A 16650-nucleotide genomic window follows, 5' to 3' on the forward strand; every position below is an offset into this window, starting at 1 on the left:
CAAGGTGCCAAACCGTGAGCGCGAACAACCCTCTGTTGCAATCCTACGACCTGCCACCTTTCTCGGCGATTCGCGCCGAGCATGTGAAACCTGCCATCGAACAGATTCTCGCCGACAACCGCGCCGCGATTGCCGACATCCTCGCCAAGCAAGGTTCTCAGCCTACATGGGCTGGTCTTGTGCTGGCGATGGACGAACTGAATGATCGCCTGGGCGCCGCCTGGAGCCCGGTCAGCCACCTGAATGCCGTGTGCCACAGCCCGGAACTGCGCGAGGCCTATGAGTCTTGCCTACCGGCACTGAGCGCCTATTCGACCGAAATGGGCCAGAACCGCGAACTGTTCCAGGCCTTCGAAGCCTTGGCCAACAGCCCGGAAGCGGCCAATTTCGACGTCGCCCAGAAGACTATTCTTGAACAATCGCTGCGTGATTTCCGCCTGTCGGGCATCGACCTGCCGCCAGAACAGCAAAAACGCTACGCCGAGGTGCAGAGCAAGCTGTCCGAGCTGGGCAGCCAGTTCTCTAACCAACTGCTCGACGCGACCCAAGCCTGGAGCAAGCACGTCACTGACGAAGCTGCCCTCGCCGGCCTGACCGATTCGGCCAAGGCGCAAATGGCCGCCGCAGCCCAAGCGAAAGATCTCGAAGGCTACCTGATCACGCTCGAGTTCCCGAGTTACTACGCCGTCATGACCTACGCCGAAGACCGCGCGCTGCGCGAAGAAGTCTACGCCGCGTACTGCACCCGCGCGTCTGACCAGGGCCCCAACGCTGGCAAAAACGACAACGGCCCGATCATGGAACAGATTCTGGATTTGCGTCAGGAACTGGCCAAGCTGCTGGGTTTTGCCAGCTTCTCCGAGCTGAGCCTGGCCACCAAAATGGCCGAGTCCAGCGATCAGGTCCTCAGCTTCCTGCGTGATCTGGCCAAGCGCAGCAAGCCGTTTGCTGTTCAGGATCTGCAGCAGCTGAAAGCCTATGCTGCCGAACAAGGCTGCCCGGACCTGCAAAGCTGGGACAGCGGTTTTTACGGCGAGAAGCTGCGCGAACAGCGCTACAGCGTTTCCCAGGAAGCCCTGCGCGCCTACTTCCCGGTCGACAAAGTGCTGACCGGCCTGTTCGCGATCGTACAAAAACTGTACGGCATCGAAATCGCCGAGCAGAAGGGCTTCGACACCTGGCACCCGGACGTCCGCCTGTTCGAAATCAAGGAAAACGGCCAGCACGTCGGGCGCTTCTTCTTTGATCTCTACGCCCGCGCCAACAAGCGTGGCGGTGCGTGGATGGACGGCGCCCGCGATCGTCGTCGCACCGCTGAAGGCACGTTGCAAAGCCCGGTGGCCAATCTGGTCTGTAACTTCACCCCGGCGGTCAGCGGCAAGCCGGCGCTGCTCACCCACGATGAAGTCACCACCCTGTTCCACGAATTTGGTCATGGCCTGCATCACCTGCTGACCCGCGTCGAACACGCGGGCGCGTCGGGCATCAATGGAGTAGCGTGGGATGCGGTCGAGCTGCCGAGCCAGTTCATGGAAAACTGGTGCTGGGAGCCGGAAGGCCTCGCGCTGATCTCCGGCCATTACGAAACCGGCGAGCCGCTGCCTCAGGACCTGCTGGAGAAAATGCTGGCGGCGAAGAATTTCCAGTCCGGCCTGATGATGGTCCGCCAGCTGGAATTCTCGCTGTTCGACTTCGAACTGCACGCCACCCACGGCGACGGCCGCACCACGCTGCAAGTGCTGGAAGGCGTGCGTGACGAGGTGTCGGTGATGCGTCCGCCTGCGTACAACCGCTTCCCGAACAGCTTTGCCCACATCTTTGCCGGCGGTTACGCGGCGGGCTACTACAGCTACAAATGGGCCGAAGTGCTGTCTGCCGATGCATTCTCGAAGTTCGAGGAAGAGGGCGTGTTCAACGAGCAGACCGGCCGGGCGTTCCGTGAAGCCATTCTGGCGCGGGGCGGGTCACAGGCGCCGATGGTGCTGTTCGTCGACTTCCGCGGACGCGAGCCTTCGATTGACGCACTCTTGCGCCATTCGGGCTTGAGTGAGGAAGCGGCAGCATGACCGAGACACCACGGGTGATTACCAAGAAGCGCTTCATCGCCGGGGCGGTTTGCCCGGCGTGCAGCGAGCCTGACAAGTTGATGATGTGGAACGAAGACGACGTGCCGCACCGTGAGTGCGTGCACTGTGGTTATTCCGACACCCTCAATGCGCAGGGGCAATCGATCCCGACAGAACTTGGCACCCGGGTGAACAAGCCTGTGGTAAAGCCGGCCGATCCCAAGGTGCAGGGCGTGCAGTTCTTCCCGAATCCGAAGCTGAAGAAGCCGGTTGATCCAAGCTGATATCGCTGCATTTCAGTGGGACCGGCTTTAGCCGGGAAGAGGCCGGTGCGAACACCCTCAATTTTGCGGCGTGGCGCGACGTCTTCCCGGCTAAAGCTGGTCCTACAAAATGCCTGCTAACGCCAGCCATACAATGTGCAAACTGTCCGGCTTCACAACCGCCACAGGATCGTCTGCACTCCCACCCCATCGGTTTTCTCGAACCAGCCCTTGACCGAGCACCGGGCAAACACGCTGGTGCTGCATGCACCCGTGTCCATCGCCGACTTCAGCGCCGCCACATCGACGTTGTTGATGTAGGCAATCCCGCGCTTGAGGCTGTCTTCGTCGCCGTAACCGCCATGCTCCATCTCATCCAGCGCCGCCTGTTTGCTCCAGCCCTGAGCGACGATGCGGTACATCGCTGCCACCAGACCGGTCCGGTCCAGGCCATGCTTGCAGTGAATCAGCACCGGTCCGTTTTGCTGCGCGGTCTGGATGGCGCGCAGGCTTTCGATCACGTCCGCGTCGTCGATGTGGACCACCTGCAACGGAATCTGCACTTGCACAACGGAGGCGTCGGACAGCCATTTGTTGTCACTTTCCTTGAGGAAGTTGATCACCGTGTGAACGCCAAGCCGCTGCAGAAGCGGCTTTGCTGCGGCGTCCGGCTGGCGACTGCGGTAAAGCGTCGGCGTGATCTGGTAGAGGTTGTAGTGCGGGTCGACGAGTTGCGCCCACTGCGCCGGGCGTGTCGATTGCGCGGGTGAAACATCCTCGGCTTGAGCGAGAGAGGCAGATGACACGACCAGCAGCAGGAGGAGTTGAGCAGCGAGCGGGCGAAGGCGCATGGAAGACGTACCGTGGAAACCAGCCATTTATCGATGGCGCAAGTTTTCGCTCCCCAGGGTCAAGGCGCTGTGAGGCGCGTGTCAAAAGTTGGTGAAAGTCATTGATCGGCGCCGAGGTGTTTTTTCCGGATCCGCGCGTGAAGGGCATGAGCGTTTCGCGATACTGTATGTATAACCAGTTATCAAGGAGTCGTCATGTCCATTCAGTTGCCCCCACGCGGGCGCGGCACCGCGACCAACCCGCATAACCGCTTTGCGCCCAACCGATCCGTCGCCGAAGACGACGGCTGGTATCAGGAAGTGCCGCTGACCCAAGGCACCACCGTCACGCTGGAAATCGCCAAGAGCATCATCGCGCGCAACTCATCGCCCGACATTCCCTTCGACCGCTCCATCAATCCGTACCGGGGTTGCGAGCACGGTTGTATTTATTGCTACGCCCGGCCGAGCCACGCGTATTGGGACATGTCGCCGGGGCTGGATTTCGAGACCAGGCTAATCGCCAAAACCAATGCTGCTGCCCTCCTGGAGCAGCAGCTGTCCAAGCCTGGCTACACCGTTGCGCCGATCACCCTGGGGGCGAACACCGATCCGTATCAGCCCATCGAGCGCGAATACACATTGAGCCGGGCGACGCTGGAAGTGCTGCTGCGCTACCGCCATCCGGTGACGATCATCACCAAAGGCTCGCTGATTCTTCGGGATCTGGACCTGCTGGCCGAGCTGGCAAAGCTGCGGCTGGTGTCGGTGTTCATCAGCCTGACGACGCTGGACGATGAGCTCAAGCGCATCCTTGAACCCAGGGCTGCCGCGCCCAAGGCCCGGCTGCGGGCGATCAAGGTTCTGCGTGATGCCGGTGTGCCGGTGGGCGTTTTGCTGGCGCCGATGATTCCAATGATCAATGACATGGAGCTGGAGAAGCTGATGGCCGAGGCCAAGGCCGCCGGCGCGTTGAGTGCGAGCTACGTGATGCTGCGTCTGCCGCTGGAGGTCGCCCCGTTGTTCGAAGAGTGGCTCCAGGCGCATTATCCGCAGAGGGCCGAGCATGTAATGAGTCTGGTACGGCAGAGCCGCGGCGGGGAGGTGTACGACAGCCGCTTTGGCTCGCGAATGCGCGGTGAGGGGGTGTTCGCTGAACTGCTGGCCCAGCGTTACAGCCTCGCGATCAAGAAGCACGGCTTGAACCGGCGGGAAAGTTTTCAGCTGGACTGCACCGCGTTTTGCCCGCCTGGCGGTCAGATGTCGCTGTTATGACTTGAGCGGCGTCTTAAGGGTGTTGCGCCACGACAGGCGCTTGCGATTTAGATTTTCTAACGCAAGAGCCCCGATCTAGAGCCACGCATTCAGTTTCAATTAAGTTTGCGTCGTTAAGGTGAGTCGGAAGTGACCGATTGGTCTTGTAGGAAAATTAACGCAAGAAGACCAGAAAAAAGTGGGTCATCCACAGGATTCGCCGGAAAATCCACTTAAATCCGTCAGAGAGGATGAAACATGAGTGACCAGGATAAGCAGCCCAAGGCTGCGACGACAGGCGTAACGCCTCAGGTGGAAACCGCCGAAATGGCGCTGAAGCAAATTGTTGATGGCTTCAAGCATTTCCGCCATGACGTCTTCCCTCAGCAGGAAGAACTGTTCAAGAAACTCGCCACCGCCCAACATCCCCGGGCCATGTTCATCACCTGCGCCGACTCGCGCATCGTCCCGGAACTCATCACGCAAAGCTCGCCGGGCGACCTGTTCGTCACCCGTAACGTAGGCAACGTCGTTCCGCCTTATGGGCCTATGAATGGCGGCGTTTCAACGGCTATTGAATATGCCGTCCTGGCCCTTGGCGTCCAGCACATCATCGTTTGCGGCCACTCCGATTGCGGGGCGATGCGCGCCGTTCTCAACCCCGACACCCTGGAAAAGATGCCGACTGTCAAAGCCTGGCTGCGCCATGCCGAGGTCGCCAAGACCGTTGTGCAGGACAACTGCAACTGCACCGGCGAGCACGAAACCATGCACGTGCTCACCGAAGAAAACGTCATCGCGCAGCTGCAACACCTGCGTACGCACCCTTCCGTGGCGTCCAAACTGGCCAGCGGTCAGTTGTTCATCCATGGCTGGGTCTACGACATCGAGACCAGCGAAATCCGCGCCTACGATGCCGAGCAGGACTGCTTCCTGCCGTTGGATGGCGACCATCCGGTGCCGATGGCGTCGATCCCCCGCGGTCGATATTGATCGCCGGCTGACCCGCTGCGCCTGAGTGCAGCGGCGTCGGCCCTGACGCTTCCACCCTCATACAAGCTCGTAGCGGCCGCGTTCAGCGCGTGCCGCCGGGCGTTGTCACGTCTGAATTCCGGAGAGTCGTCATGGCTACTACTGATCTGAAAGCGTTGTTACCACGGGAGCTGCTGGCTTCCGTGGTGGTTTTTCTGGTGGCCCTGCCGCTGTGCATGGGGATCGCCATTGCGTCCGGCATGCCGCCGTCCAAGGGTTTGATCACCGGCATCATCGGCGGTCTGGTGGTGGGCTGGCTGGCAGGCTCGCCGCTTCAGGTCAGCGGCCCGGCGGCAGGTCTGGCGGTGCTGGTGTTCGAGCTGGTCCGTGAACACGGCATGGCCATGCTCGGGCCGATTTTGCTGCTCGCCGGTGCGCTGCAGTTGCTGGCCGGTCGCTTGAAGCTCGGCTGCTGGTTTCGCGTCACGGCGCCGGCGGTGGTGTACGGCATGCTGGCGGGCATCGGCGTACTGATCGTGCTTTCCCAGGTCCACGTGATGTTCGACAGCGGGCCCAAGCCTTCCGGGCTGGACAATCTGGTGGCGTTTCCGCAGACCGTTATCGGTGCGATGGGAATGGGCAGCGCCATGCAGGCCGGTCTTCTCGGGCTGGGCACCATCGCCGTCATGTGGCTGTGGGAAAAGCGTCGGCCCCATGCACTGCGGTTCGTACCAGGCGCGTTGCTAGGCGTCGGTATCGCGACGGTGGTGAGTCTGGTGATGAGCTTGCAGGTCAAGCGCGTCGAGGTCCCGGCGAACCTTGCCGAGGCCATCGACTGGCTGCGCCCTGCAGACCTGCTGAACCTGGCGGACCCTGCCATCCTGATCGCGGCCATTGCCGTGGCCTTCATTGCCAGCGCTGAAACCCTATTGTCAGCAGCGGCGGTGGATCGCATGCACGACGGCCAGCGTTCGGACTTCGACAAAGAGCTCAGCGCCCAAGGCGTAGGTAACATGTTGTGCGGTCTGGTCGGCGCGCTGCCGATGACGGGCGTGATCGTGCGCAGTTCGGCCAACGTGCAGGCGGGTGCGAAGACGCGGCTGTCGGCGATGTTCCACGGTCTGTGGCTGCTGGCGTTCGTACTGTTGCTGTCCAGCGTGTTGCAGAGCATTCCTGTGGCCAGCCTGGCCGGCGTGCTGGTCTACACCGGCGTGAAGCTGGTAAATATTCAGGCGCTCAAGGGGCTGGGGCGTTATGGCCGCATGCCGATGTTCATCTATGGCGCGACCGCCAGTGCGATTGTCCTGACCGACTTGCTGACGGGCGTGTTGATCGGCTTTGGCCTGACCCTGGTGAAGCTGGCGCTGAGCGCATCGCGCCTGAAGATCAATCTGGTCGACCTGCCGGCCGAGGGGGAAATGGAGCTGCGCCTCAATGGTTCTGCCACGTTCCTCAAGGTGCCGGCGCTGACGCAGACTCTGGAAACCGTGCCGCCTGGCACCACGCTGCATGTGCCGCTGGGCAACCTGAGGTATATCGACCATTCCTGCCTGGAGCTGCTGGAGGAATGGGGCCGCGCCAACGCCGCGCAGGGCTCGCGTTTGCTGCTGGAGCAACGGCTGCTCAAACGTCGCGTGGAAGGGCGGATCCGCACGTCGATCGGAGGGGCAGCGTTGCACTGAGGCGGGTAAAGGGGGTGCGGGGTCAGTCTTTCCCGCGCTCCAGTTCCAGCCCTACGCCCAACTGACGTGACAGGCTAGGCCAGCGTTTCCACGCCGCATCGGTGTCCGGGCTGGCGAGGCGCTCGCGGTAGGCTTCCACCGATTCCAGCGAGAAGCTGTCGTCATTGAGCATTTCGTCGATGGCGTGATGCACCACTTCGTCCAGCTGATTGGCAAACGATTCGCCGATCAGTTGGTGGGCGATGACGCTGGCCACCGTGGTGTTCATCGGGATCAGCGGCTGGCCGAAATGCTTGATGTACAGATCGTTCACTTCTTCCACCAGCCGGTGGGCCAGATAGGCTTCGTCCAGCAGACCGTCCAGCCCTTCATGGCCCGCCATGATGGCGGGAGGCGCGCTGAAGAATTGCTCGGCGATTTTCAGGACCGGCTTGATCTGGCTTTCAATGCCCGCCTGCAACGCGACGTCATGGGCGGCGTCCAGCAAGTCCGGCACCTGACCGATGTAGGCAATGACGAAACGCGTCAGCACGCCTCGCGCGTCTACGTCAGGCAGGTGAATGGAGGGGTGCAGATGAGGAAGTTGCGACTCCAACTGGCGCGCTAGCTGACCGGATTGGTTTTCGTGTTCCTGAGCTCGGGTGATCTGCTCGCGCAATGCGGCGGTGTTCATGGATGCTCCATAGGCAGTGAAACCAGACGGTCATTATAGGGAAGTCCATACCTTAGCTTGCCCACAAATGACGCTAAGACGTAATTGTCATAACAGTTTCATGGTTATGTGCATAATCGCGCGACCGTGGAACACTCATTGTGCTGAAGTCATGACCCGAACCCAGAAAACCGTTTTCATCCTGGCGGCCATCGTGGCGCTGGTGCTTGGCCTGACCGTCTACCGTGTGCTGTCCGGTCCCGATCAGGGCGACCAGACCGCGCTCGTCGACGCAGGCATTATCCTTCTCCCGCAGAGCCGCACTGTGCCGGATCTCTCGCTCACCGATCAGGACGCCCAACCCCTTTCACTGAGCCAATTGAAGGGCAAATGGACGGTGCTGTTCTTCGGTTACACCTTCTGCCCGGACATCTGCCCGACCACCCTCGCCCAGCTGCGTCAGATCAAAAGCGAGCTGCCCAGTGAGGCCGTCGACAAACTGCGCATTGTGCTGGTCAGCGTCGATCCCGATCGCGACACCCCGCAACAGCTCAAGCAATACCTGGGGTATTTCGACAAGCAGTTCATCGGCCTGAGGGCGCCGGTGGATACGCTGCAGAAGCTGGCGAATGCCGTGAGCATCCCGTACATCCCGGCGGACACCAGCAAGCCGGGCTATACAGTCGACCACAGCGGCAACCTCGCCCTCCTGGGCCCCGACGGTACCCAGCGCGGTTTCATCCGCGCGCCGCTGAACAGCCAGAAGCTGGTGGCGCAGTTGCCGATGCTGGTTGAGAGAAAGTAAGGACTGATGATCTCGGCGTTGCGCCGAGATCATTGGTGTGTGGCGATCAGAACGCCGGAACCACGGCGCCTTTGTACTTATCAACGAGGAATGCCTTGGTTTCCGGGCTGTGCAGCGCGGAGACCAGTTTCTGGATGGCCGGGGCATCCTTGTTGTCTTCGCGGGTCACCAGGATGTTCGCGTATGGCGATTCCGCCCCTTCGATGATCAGCGCATCCTTGGTCGGATCAAGTTTGGCGGTCAGGGCGTAGTTGGTGTTGATCAGCGCCAGGTCCACCTGCGTCAGTACGCGTGGCAGGGTCGCCGCTTCCAGCTCGCGGAACTTCAGGTTCTTCGGGTTCTGCTGCACGTCGCTTGGCTTGGCGGTGATGCTGGTCGGATCCTTCAGGGTGATCAGACCGGCCTTGACCAGCAGCAACAGGGCACGGCCCTCGTTTGTGGCGTCATTCGGGATGGCGACATTGGCGCCATCCGGCAGCTCGGCCAGGCTCTTGAGCTTGTCCGAGTACGCGCCAAACGGCTCGATGTGAACCTTGGCCACGCTCACCAGATGGGTGCCCTTGCCCTTGTTGAACTCATCCAGATATGGCTGGTGCTGGAAGAAGTTGGCGTCCATGCGGTTCTGGTCGACCTGCACGTTCGGCTGAATGTAATCGTTGAACACCTTCACGTTCAGCGTCACGCCTTCCTTCGCCAGCATCGGCTTCACGAACTCGAGAATCTCGGCGTGTGGCACGGCGGAGGCCGCGACGGTCAAGGTCTCATCAGCATGGGCGGACAGGGCCGCCACAGCAGCGAATACGGCCAACAGCTTCTTCATTTCTACTACTCCTGAAATGCACGCGCAGCGGCGTGCACCTGCCGGTCAGTGACCGGCGAATTCGGTTAACGGTGTGAAAAGTGCGCGACCAGTCTGTCGCCAACGGTTTGCAGGATCTGCACCAGCACCAGCAGCAATACGACCGTCACAAACATCACATCGTTCTGGAAGCGTTGATAGCCGTAGCGAATCGCCAGATCGCCCAGACCACCGGCGCCGACCGCACCGGCCATGGCCGTGAACGACACCAGCGCAATCGCAGTCACGGTGATCGCCGCGAGGATGCCGGGGCGTGCTTCAGGCAACAGCGCCTTGATCACGATCTGTCGGGTCGTTGCGCCCATCGCCTGAGTAGCCTCGATGATGCCGCGATCCACTTCCCGCAGGGCGGTTTCCACCAGGCGCGCGAAGAACGGCGTAGCGCCTGCGATCAATGGCGGCAGCGTGCCGAGAATGCCCAGCGAGGTGCCGGTGATGACTTCCGTCAGCGGCATCATCACGATCAGCAGAATGATGAACGGCAGCGCTCGCAGCATGTTCACGATCAAGCCGACGGTGGTGTAGACCGGCTTGTTCTCAAGCAACTGACGCGGCGAGGTCAGGAACATCAGCACGCCGAGCGGCAAGCCCAGCAATACGGTGAAGGCAAGCGAGACGCCGAGCATGATCAGGGTGTCGCCGGTCGCCAGCCAGATTTCGTACCAGTCGACGTTGGAAAACAGGTTGAGAAAAGTGTCCATCAGCGCAGGACCTCCATGTGAACGTCGGCTGCGGTGAAGCGGGCGAACGCGGCGTCCATGTCACCACCGGTGATGGCCAGCGTCAGTTGCCCGTAAGGCGTGTCTTTGATGCGGTCGATACGGCCGGCCAGAATGCTGTAGTCCACGCCGGTTTCCCGCGCGACCGTTCCCAGCAATGGCGCGTAGGTCGCATCGCCCTGAAACGTCAGGCGCACGATACGGCCCTGAACATGGGCGAAATCGCTGTTCAGCTGGTTTTCGTCGACTTCTTCGTCTTCCTGCACAAAGCGGCGAGTGGTCGGGTGCTTGGGATGCAGAAACACATCGGCCACAGCGCCCTGTTCGACGATCACGCCCGCATCCATGACCGCTACCTGATCGCAGACGCGACGGATCACGTCCATTTCGTGGGTGATGAGCACGATGGTCAGCTGCAGTTCGCGATTGATCTCGGCCAGCAGCTGCAACACCGATGCCGTGGTTTGTGGGTCTAGGGCGCTGGTGGCCTCGTCGCACAGCAGAATCTTTGGCTTGGTCGCCAGCGCGCGGGCGATGCCGACCCGCTGCTTCTGACCGCCAGATAACTGCGCCGGGTATTTTTTGGCGTGATCGGAAAGACCCACGCGGGCGAGCAGTTCGGCCACGCGCTGATCGATCTGCGCGCGGGACATGTCCCCGGCCAGCGTCAGCGGCATGGCGACGTTATCGGCCACCGTCTTGGACGACAGCAGATTGAAGTGCTGGAAGATCATGCCGACCTGGCGGCGGAAGCCGCGCAGACCGTCGGCGTCCAATGCGGTGACATCGACGTCATCGACCAGAATCTTGCCGCCGCTAGGGGCTTCAAGGCGGTTGATCAGGCGCAGCATCGTGCTCTTGCCGGCGCCGGAGTGGCCGATCAGGCCAAAGACCTGGCCGTTTTCGATGCGCAGGCTGGTGGGGTGCAGCGCGGGAATTTCCCGGTCGGCGACCCGATAGGTTTTGTGGACGTTTTGGAACTCGATCACTGAGCGAACCTTGTGGGGCGCGTTGAAAAATCAGCGTAGAGACTCGGGCCTTCATCACGCTGCTGAGCGATGCCATTTCGGCTTCGGCTGGGTAAACCGGGCGCGCATTTTAGCCTGTGAAATCCGGGTTGGGCTCAGCCTTCTTAGCATTTATTTCGCACTGCACCTGCCGAATGGTCATATGGATGGCCGCCTGTCAGTCTGGCGATGGAAATCGAAGAATCGGAAAAACAAACGGAACGGCTGATTTCATCGTCAGTCATTTACTTAGCGCCTGAATATTGCCTGGCTGCATGTCAGGCATTTCCGCCTACGAGCTTCTGCTGCCTCCACGTCGTTGGAGGCTAAAAAAGGAGCCGTCCGAACTGAGGAGTTTTGCCTGATGAGTAAGAACACCAATCCACCTGTTAGCCCCAACGGCAACAGTGAACTGGCTGGCACTGACACGCTGGACCGTGGCAACACCAACGCCAAGATCGAAAGTCTTGAAACGTTCCGCTCCGACGCTACCGGCGAGGCTTTGCGCACCAATCAGGGCGTTAAGATCTCCGACAACCAGAACACGCTGAAAGTCGGATCGCGCGGCCCTTCGCTGCTCGAAGACTTCATCATGCGCGAGAAGATCACCCACTTTGACCATGAACGCATTCCGGAGCGCATTGTTCACGCGCGCGGTACCGCGGCCCACGGTTACTTCCAGACCTACGAGAACCATTCGGCGCTGTCCAAGGCGGAATTCCTGCGTGACCCGGGCAAGAAAACCCCGGTGTTCGTACGCTTTTCCACAGTTCAAGGCCCACGTGGCTCCGGCGATACAGTCCGTGACGTACGTGGCTTCGCGGTCAAGTTCTACACCGGCGAAGGCAACTACGACTTGGTCGGCAACAACATGCCGGTCTTCTTCATCCAGGACGCCATCAAGTTCCCCGATTTCGTACATGCCGTGAAGCCAGAGCCTCACAACGAAATCCCTACCGGCGGCTCGGCCCACGACACCTTCTGGGACTTCGTTTCCCTGGTGCCGGAATCCGCGCACATGGTGCTGTGGACCATGTCGGACCGTGCGATTCCGAAAAGCCTGCGCTCGATGCAGGGTTTCGGCATCCACACCTTCCGCATGATCAACACCGAAGGTAAGTCCTCGTTCGTCAAATTCCACTGGAAGCCCAAGTACGGCACCTGCTCCCTGGTGTGGGACGAAGCGCAGAAGCTTGCGGGCAAGGACACCGACTTCCATCGCCGCGACCTGTGGGAGTCCATTGAGATGGGCGACTACCCGGAATGGGAACTGGGCGTACAGATTGTCGCCGAGGAAGATGAGCACAAGTTCGACTTCGACCTTCTGGACCCGACCAAGATCATCCCGGAAGAGTTGGTGCCGGTAACGCCGCTGGGCAAAATGGTGCTTAACCGCAACCCGGACAACTACTTCGCCGAAACCGAGCAGGTTGCGTTCTGCCCAGGCCACGTCGTGCCGGGTATCGACTTCTCCAACGATCCACTGCTGCAGGGTCGTCTGTTTTCCTACACCGATACGCAGATCAGCCGACTGGGTGGGCCGAACTTCCACGAGATCCCGATCAACCGTCCGGTCTCGCCGAACCACAACAACCAGCGTGATGCGCAACACCGCACCACCATCGACAAGGGCCGTGCTTCCTACGAGCCTAACTCGATCGACGGCGGCTGGCCGAAAGAAACCCCTGCAGGTCCTGAGGATGGCGGCTTCGAGACTTATCACGAGCGCGTCTCGGCAGAGAAGGTGCGTGAGCGCAGCCCCTCATTTGGCGATCACTTCTCCCAGGCCACGCTGTTCTTCAACAGCATGAGCGAGCACGAGAAAGAGCACATCATCGCGGCGTACAGCTTCGAGCTGGGCAAGGTTGAGCGTGAGCATATCCGCGCACGTCAGGTGAACGAGATTCTCGCGAATATCGACCTCACCCTGGCTGCACGTGTGGCTGAAAACCTTGGCTTGCCGGCGCCGAAAGCAGCGACCGTCCAAGCGCAAAGCAACGGCAAGCTGAGCGTCGACAAGTCGCCGCTGCTGAGCCAGGCGAACCTGCTGCCTGCCGACATCGCTTCGCGCAAAGTTGCCATCCTGGTCGCCAATGGCGTCGACGACAAAGCGGTAGCGGCGATGAAAGCGGCGGTGGAAGCCGAAGGCGCACACGCCAAGGTGCTGGGTCCTACCTCCGCGCCGGTCAAGACCGCAGGCGGCGCGTCCCTGGCCGTTGACGCTTCGATGGAAGGTTTGCCATCGGTTGCGTTCGATGCCGTGTTCATCCCGGGCGGCGACGCTTCGATCAAAGCCCTGAGCGGCGACGGCGTGGCACTGCATTACGTGCTTGAGGCGTACAAGCACCTCAAAGCCATTGCTTACGCGGGTGATGCACAGAAACTGATCGACCTGCTGCATCTGGAAGCCGATGCCGGCTTGCTGGCCGTTTCGGACAGCGCCTCGTTCAAGGCGTTTTTCGATGCGATCCAGCAGCACCGCGTCTGGGCTCGTGAGCCAAAAGCGAAGGCAATTCCTGCGTAATCTGCAGGACTAGCTGGTAATAAGAAAGGCGTTGCCCGCGAGGGCAACGCCTTTTCTTTTGATCAAAAATTGATCAAAAATTGATCAAAGCTGAGCGGGCTTCAACACAATCTTCGCAGGCTCGGTCCGCTCGATTTCGCGCTGCATCTTCAACTCGAAATCGGGGTTGATCTTCGTGACACGCTTGGTCAGCAAGGTCGCCAGCCAAGGGTAGTCGTCGGTGCGCGGCACCTGCACAGTGACGTCGCAATTGAAGGCTGTCACGTCTTCAGCGATGTCGCTCAGCTGACGTCGCAGCTGTTTCATGTCGCTGAGCTTCAGCTCGATGGTCATGCTCTCGGCGCTCGGGTCGATTACTTTCGCCTTGCGCTTGGCTTCGGCAGCCCGCAGATCGGCTTCTGCCTTCTCCAGCTCGGCTTTACGGGCGTGGGCGATGGCACCGTTGACGCCGCTGGTCAGCGCCGGGGCTTTTGGCATCAAGGCACGGGCGCGGCTGAGCGCGGTTGCGGCAGCGTTCATGTCGCCCTTTTGCAGCACGATCTGGCTACGGCTCAGGTACGCCTCGGCCAATTGACGCTGGTACTGCTCGAGTCGGGGATCGTCCGGGGATTTGCTTTGCAGCGCGGCGAGTTGATCTTCGGCGGTCGCCAACTCGCTGCTGGCGATATTCTGTTCCAGCTGCTGATAGGCATCGGGCGCAGCCACAGGCGCGGGCTGCTCGACGGGCTTGCTCTGGCAAGCGCTCAACAGAACGGAAAATGCAGCAAGCAGCAGATAACGGGATGCGAACGGCTTCATTCCTGCGATTCTCTATTTGCGCAAAAAACGAGCAAGTCTACACACAAGTGACTTGCACCGAAAATAACTGATGACTATCGGTGGGCGCGCAAGGAGTCATTGCACATTGCCGCCATTGGATTATTGCGGAGTATGACTCTACCCGCCACCCAAGGTTCTACCGCTTGGGCAAAAGGAAGCTGAGCAGAAACAACGCCGCTGCCGAGACCACGATGGACGGGCCTGCCGGGGTGTCCTTGAACCATGACAACGCCAGACCCGCGCACACCGCAATGACGCCGATGATGCTTGCCCCCAGGGCCATTTGCTCCGGCGAGCGGGCGTGACGCTGTGCCGCAGCGGCGGGGATGATCAACAGCGAGGTAATCAGCAACACGCCGACGATCTTCATGGCCACCGCGATGACCACGGCAATCAGCAGCATCAAGGTCATGCGCAGGGTCGCCACCGGCAGACCTTCAACCGTCGCGAGTTCTTCATGCACGGTGATGGCCAGCAGCGGTCGCCACAGCGCACAGATCAACACCAGCACCAACGCGCTGCCCGCGAGAATCCACGCCAGATCGTTCGGGCTGATGGCGAGCAGGTCGCCGAACAGATAGCCCATCAGGTCAATGCGCACGTCACGCATGAAGCTCAGCACCACCAGCCCGAGGGACAAGGTGCTTGGCGCCAGAATGCCCAGCAGCGTGTCGGAGGCCAGCGGTTGACGCTGCTGCAGGGTCACCAGCAACACTGCCAGCAACAGGCAGCCCACGGTGACGGCGATCGTCGGACTGATATCCAGCAGAAAGCCCAGCGCCACGCCGAGCAGCGCGGCATGGGACAGCGTGTCGCCGAAATAAGCCATGCGCCGCCAGACCACGAAAGACCCCAAAGGGCCTGCCACTACCGCTAACGCGAGGCCTGCGAGCAAGGCGTAAAGAAGAAAATCAGCCATGCTTGCAGCTGTCCCCGTGGTCGTGAGTGTGGGTATGAACGTGATCGTGGACTTGAGCGGGTTGGCAGACTTCGCCATGCAGGTCGTGCGCATGATCGTGATGGTGGTGATAGATCGCCAGGCTCGGCGCGTTCAGGCCGAACAGCTCAACGAAAGCCGGATCGTTACTGACCTGCTCGGGGTGACCGGAGCAGCACACGTGGCGATTGAGACAGACCACTTGATCGGTGGTGCTCATCACAAGGTGCAGGTCATGGGAAACCATCAGCACACCGCATTGATGCCGATTGCGCAGCTGAGTGATCAGCGCGTACAGCTCGGCCTGTCCGGCGACATCCACGCCCTGCACCGGCTCGTCGAGCACCAGCAGCTCCGGTTTGCGCAATAGCGCTCGCGCCAGCAGCACGCGCTGCATCTCGCCACCGGAAATCCCTTGCAGCGGGCTGACGATGACTTTCTCGGCGCCGACCTCGACCAGCGCTGCCCGAGCGGTGTCGCGATCAACGCCGGGCACCAGCCGCAGGAAGCGCAGGACCGACAACGGCAGCGTGGCATCAATGTGCAGCTTTTGCGGCATGTAACCGACGCGCAGTTTCGGCTTGCGCCAGATATCCCCCGAGTCAGCCTTGAGCAGCCCGAGCACGGCGCGCACCAGCGTGGTCTTGCCCGCCCCGTTGGGGCCGATCAGGGTGACGATTTCGCCCGAGCTGACGCTCAGCTGAATTTTTTCCAGCACGCTCTGGCCGGCGCGGGTCACGCTGACGTCCTTCAGGCGGATCAGTGCATCGCTCATCAGGCGGCCTTGCATCCGGCACACACGCCAACGACTTCGACGGTCTGGGCTTCAACGTCAAAGCCCACCTCGTTGGCAGCGTCGACGATGGCGGCGCTGATGGTGGCGTGCTGCAACTCGATGGCGGCGTGACACTCGCGACAGATCAGGAACTGTCCCTGATGCGCGTGGGTGGGGTGATTGCAACCTGCGAAGGCGTTCAGCGACGCGATGCGGTGAACCAGACCGTTTTCCAGCAAGAAGTCCAGCGCGCGGTACACGGTAGGCGGCGCGGCGCGGCGGCCATCTTCTTCGCTGAGCACGGCGAGGATGTCATAGGCGCCCAGCGGCTTGTGGCTCTGCCAGACCAGCTCCAGCACGCGACGACGCAGGGCCGTCAGGCGCAGGCCTTTGCCCGCGCACAGCGTGTCGGCTTCAGTGAGCGCACTGTGCACGCAGTGGGAGTGATCGTGGGGGCGACTGGCCAGGGGTGTTTTAGACATGAGC

The 16650-nt window shown here is 61.0% G+C and carries 16 protein-coding genes; 7 read left to right on the forward strand and 9 right to left on the reverse strand.

Features of this window, described 5'->3' with window-relative positions; translation table 11 throughout:
- Positions 1–14: 14 nt before the first annotated feature.
- Entirely contained in the window at positions 15–2066 is a 2052-nt protein-coding gene (prlC, locus tag IFT47_RS23965; protein WP_192174425.1) for an oligopeptidase A, read from the forward strand.
- Entirely contained in the window at positions 2063–2350 is a 288-nt protein-coding gene (locus IFT47_RS23970; RefSeq protein WP_192174426.1) for a YheV family putative zinc ribbon protein, read from the forward strand. Before prlC ends, IFT47_RS23970 begins: the two co-directional genes overlap by 4 nt.
- A gap of 152 nt (positions 2351–2502) precedes the next feature.
- Here the strand turns inward: IFT47_RS23970 and IFT47_RS23975 are convergent, their stop codons facing one another.
- Positions 2503–3180, reverse strand: a complete 678-nt coding sequence (locus IFT47_RS23975) for a dual specificity protein phosphatase family protein (RefSeq protein ID WP_192174427.1) — start codon at positions 3178–3180, stop codon at positions 2503–2505.
- A 195-nt stretch (positions 3181–3375) separates the two neighbouring features.
- Here IFT47_RS23975 and IFT47_RS23980 point away from each other — a divergent pair, with 195 nt between their 5' ends.
- The 3 genes from IFT47_RS23980 (at position 3376) to IFT47_RS23990 (ending at position 7067) form a co-directional block, all read left to right on the forward strand.
- On the forward strand, positions 3376–4434 hold the full coding sequence (locus IFT47_RS23980; RefSeq protein ID WP_192174428.1) for a PA0069 family radical SAM protein: 1059 nt from the start codon (positions 3376–3378) through the stop codon (positions 4432–4434).
- Positions 4435–4740: 306 nt separating this feature from the next.
- Positions 4741–5406: a carbonic anhydrase gene (locus IFT47_RS23985; RefSeq protein ID WP_407073260.1), complete on the forward strand. Its 666-nt coding sequence runs from the start codon at positions 4741–4743 to the stop codon at positions 5404–5406.
- Between the two features lie 131 nt (positions 5407–5537).
- Entirely contained in the window at positions 5538–7067 is a 1530-nt protein-coding gene (locus IFT47_RS23990; RefSeq protein ID WP_192174430.1) for a SulP family inorganic anion transporter, read from the forward strand.
- 22 nt (positions 7068–7089) lie between these two features.
- Here IFT47_RS23990 and IFT47_RS23995 read toward each other — a convergent pair whose 3' ends face one another.
- Positions 7090–7740, reverse strand: a complete 651-nt coding sequence (locus IFT47_RS23995; RefSeq protein WP_192174431.1) for a hypothetical protein — start codon at positions 7738–7740, stop codon at positions 7090–7092.
- A gap of 151 nt (positions 7741–7891) precedes the next feature.
- Between IFT47_RS23995 and IFT47_RS24000 the strand changes: the two genes are divergently transcribed.
- Positions 7892–8524: an SCO family protein gene (locus IFT47_RS24000; protein WP_192174432.1), complete on the forward strand. Its 633-nt coding sequence runs from the start codon at positions 7892–7894 to the stop codon at positions 8522–8524.
- Between the two features lie 46 nt (positions 8525–8570).
- On the opposite strand, the gene IFT47_RS24005 is transcribed toward IFT47_RS24000, so the two are convergent.
- From IFT47_RS24005 to IFT47_RS24015, 3 genes are all read right to left on the reverse strand, one after another.
- Positions 8571–9344: a MetQ/NlpA family ABC transporter substrate-binding protein gene (locus IFT47_RS24005; protein ID WP_192174433.1), complete on the reverse strand. Its 774-nt coding sequence runs from the start codon at positions 9342–9344 to the stop codon at positions 8571–8573.
- Positions 9345–9409: 65 nt separating this feature from the next.
- Positions 9410–10084, reverse strand: coding sequence for a methionine ABC transporter permease (locus tag IFT47_RS24010; protein WP_192174434.1), 675 nt, complete (start codon positions 10082–10084; stop codon positions 9410–9412).
- A complete protein-coding gene (locus tag IFT47_RS24015; protein WP_192174435.1) occupies positions 10084–11091 on the reverse strand; it encodes a methionine ABC transporter ATP-binding protein in 1008 nt (335 codons plus the stop codon). Before IFT47_RS24015 ends, IFT47_RS24010 begins: the two co-directional genes overlap by 1 nt.
- 382 nt (positions 11092–11473) lie before the next feature.
- On the opposite strand from IFT47_RS24015, the gene katE reads away from it, so the two are divergent.
- The gene (katE, locus tag IFT47_RS24020) at positions 11474–13633 is read left to right on the forward strand and encodes a catalase HPII (protein WP_192174436.1); all 2160 of its coding nucleotides are present in this window, start codon (positions 11474–11476) and stop codon (positions 13631–13633) included.
- Between the two features lie 84 nt (positions 13634–13717).
- Here the strand turns inward: katE and IFT47_RS24025 are convergent, their stop codons facing one another.
- The 4 genes from IFT47_RS24025 to IFT47_RS27745 all read right to left on the reverse strand — a co-directional run bounded on the left by IFT47_RS24025 (position 13718) and on the right by IFT47_RS27745 (position 16646).
- Positions 13718–14431 (reverse strand): PA5502 family lipoprotein, encoded by a 714-nt coding sequence (locus IFT47_RS24025; protein ID WP_192174437.1) that lies wholly within the window; start codon positions 14429–14431, stop codon positions 13718–13720.
- A 157-nt stretch (positions 14432–14588) separates the two neighbouring features.
- Positions 14589–15371 (reverse strand): zinc ABC transporter permease subunit ZnuB, encoded by a 783-nt coding sequence (gene znuB / locus IFT47_RS24030; RefSeq protein WP_172610143.1) that lies wholly within the window; start codon positions 15369–15371, stop codon positions 14589–14591.
- The gene (znuC, locus tag IFT47_RS24035; RefSeq protein ID WP_192174438.1) at positions 15364–16164 is read right to left on the reverse strand and encodes a zinc ABC transporter ATP-binding protein ZnuC; all 801 of its coding nucleotides are present in this window, start codon (positions 16162–16164) and stop codon (positions 15364–15366) included. The genes znuB and znuC overlap by 8 nt, the downstream gene beginning before the upstream one ends.
- Positions 16164–16646 (reverse strand): Fur family transcriptional regulator, encoded by a 483-nt coding sequence (locus IFT47_RS27745; RefSeq protein WP_122534313.1) that lies wholly within the window; start codon positions 16644–16646, stop codon positions 16164–16166. The genes znuC and IFT47_RS27745 overlap by 1 nt, the downstream gene beginning before the upstream one ends.
- Positions 16647–16650 lie beyond the last annotated feature (4 nt).

This window comes from Pseudomonas sp. CFBP 13711, assembly GCF_014842265.1.
Classification (GTDB): Bacteria; Pseudomonadota; Gammaproteobacteria; order Pseudomonadales; family Pseudomonadaceae; genus Aquipseudomonas.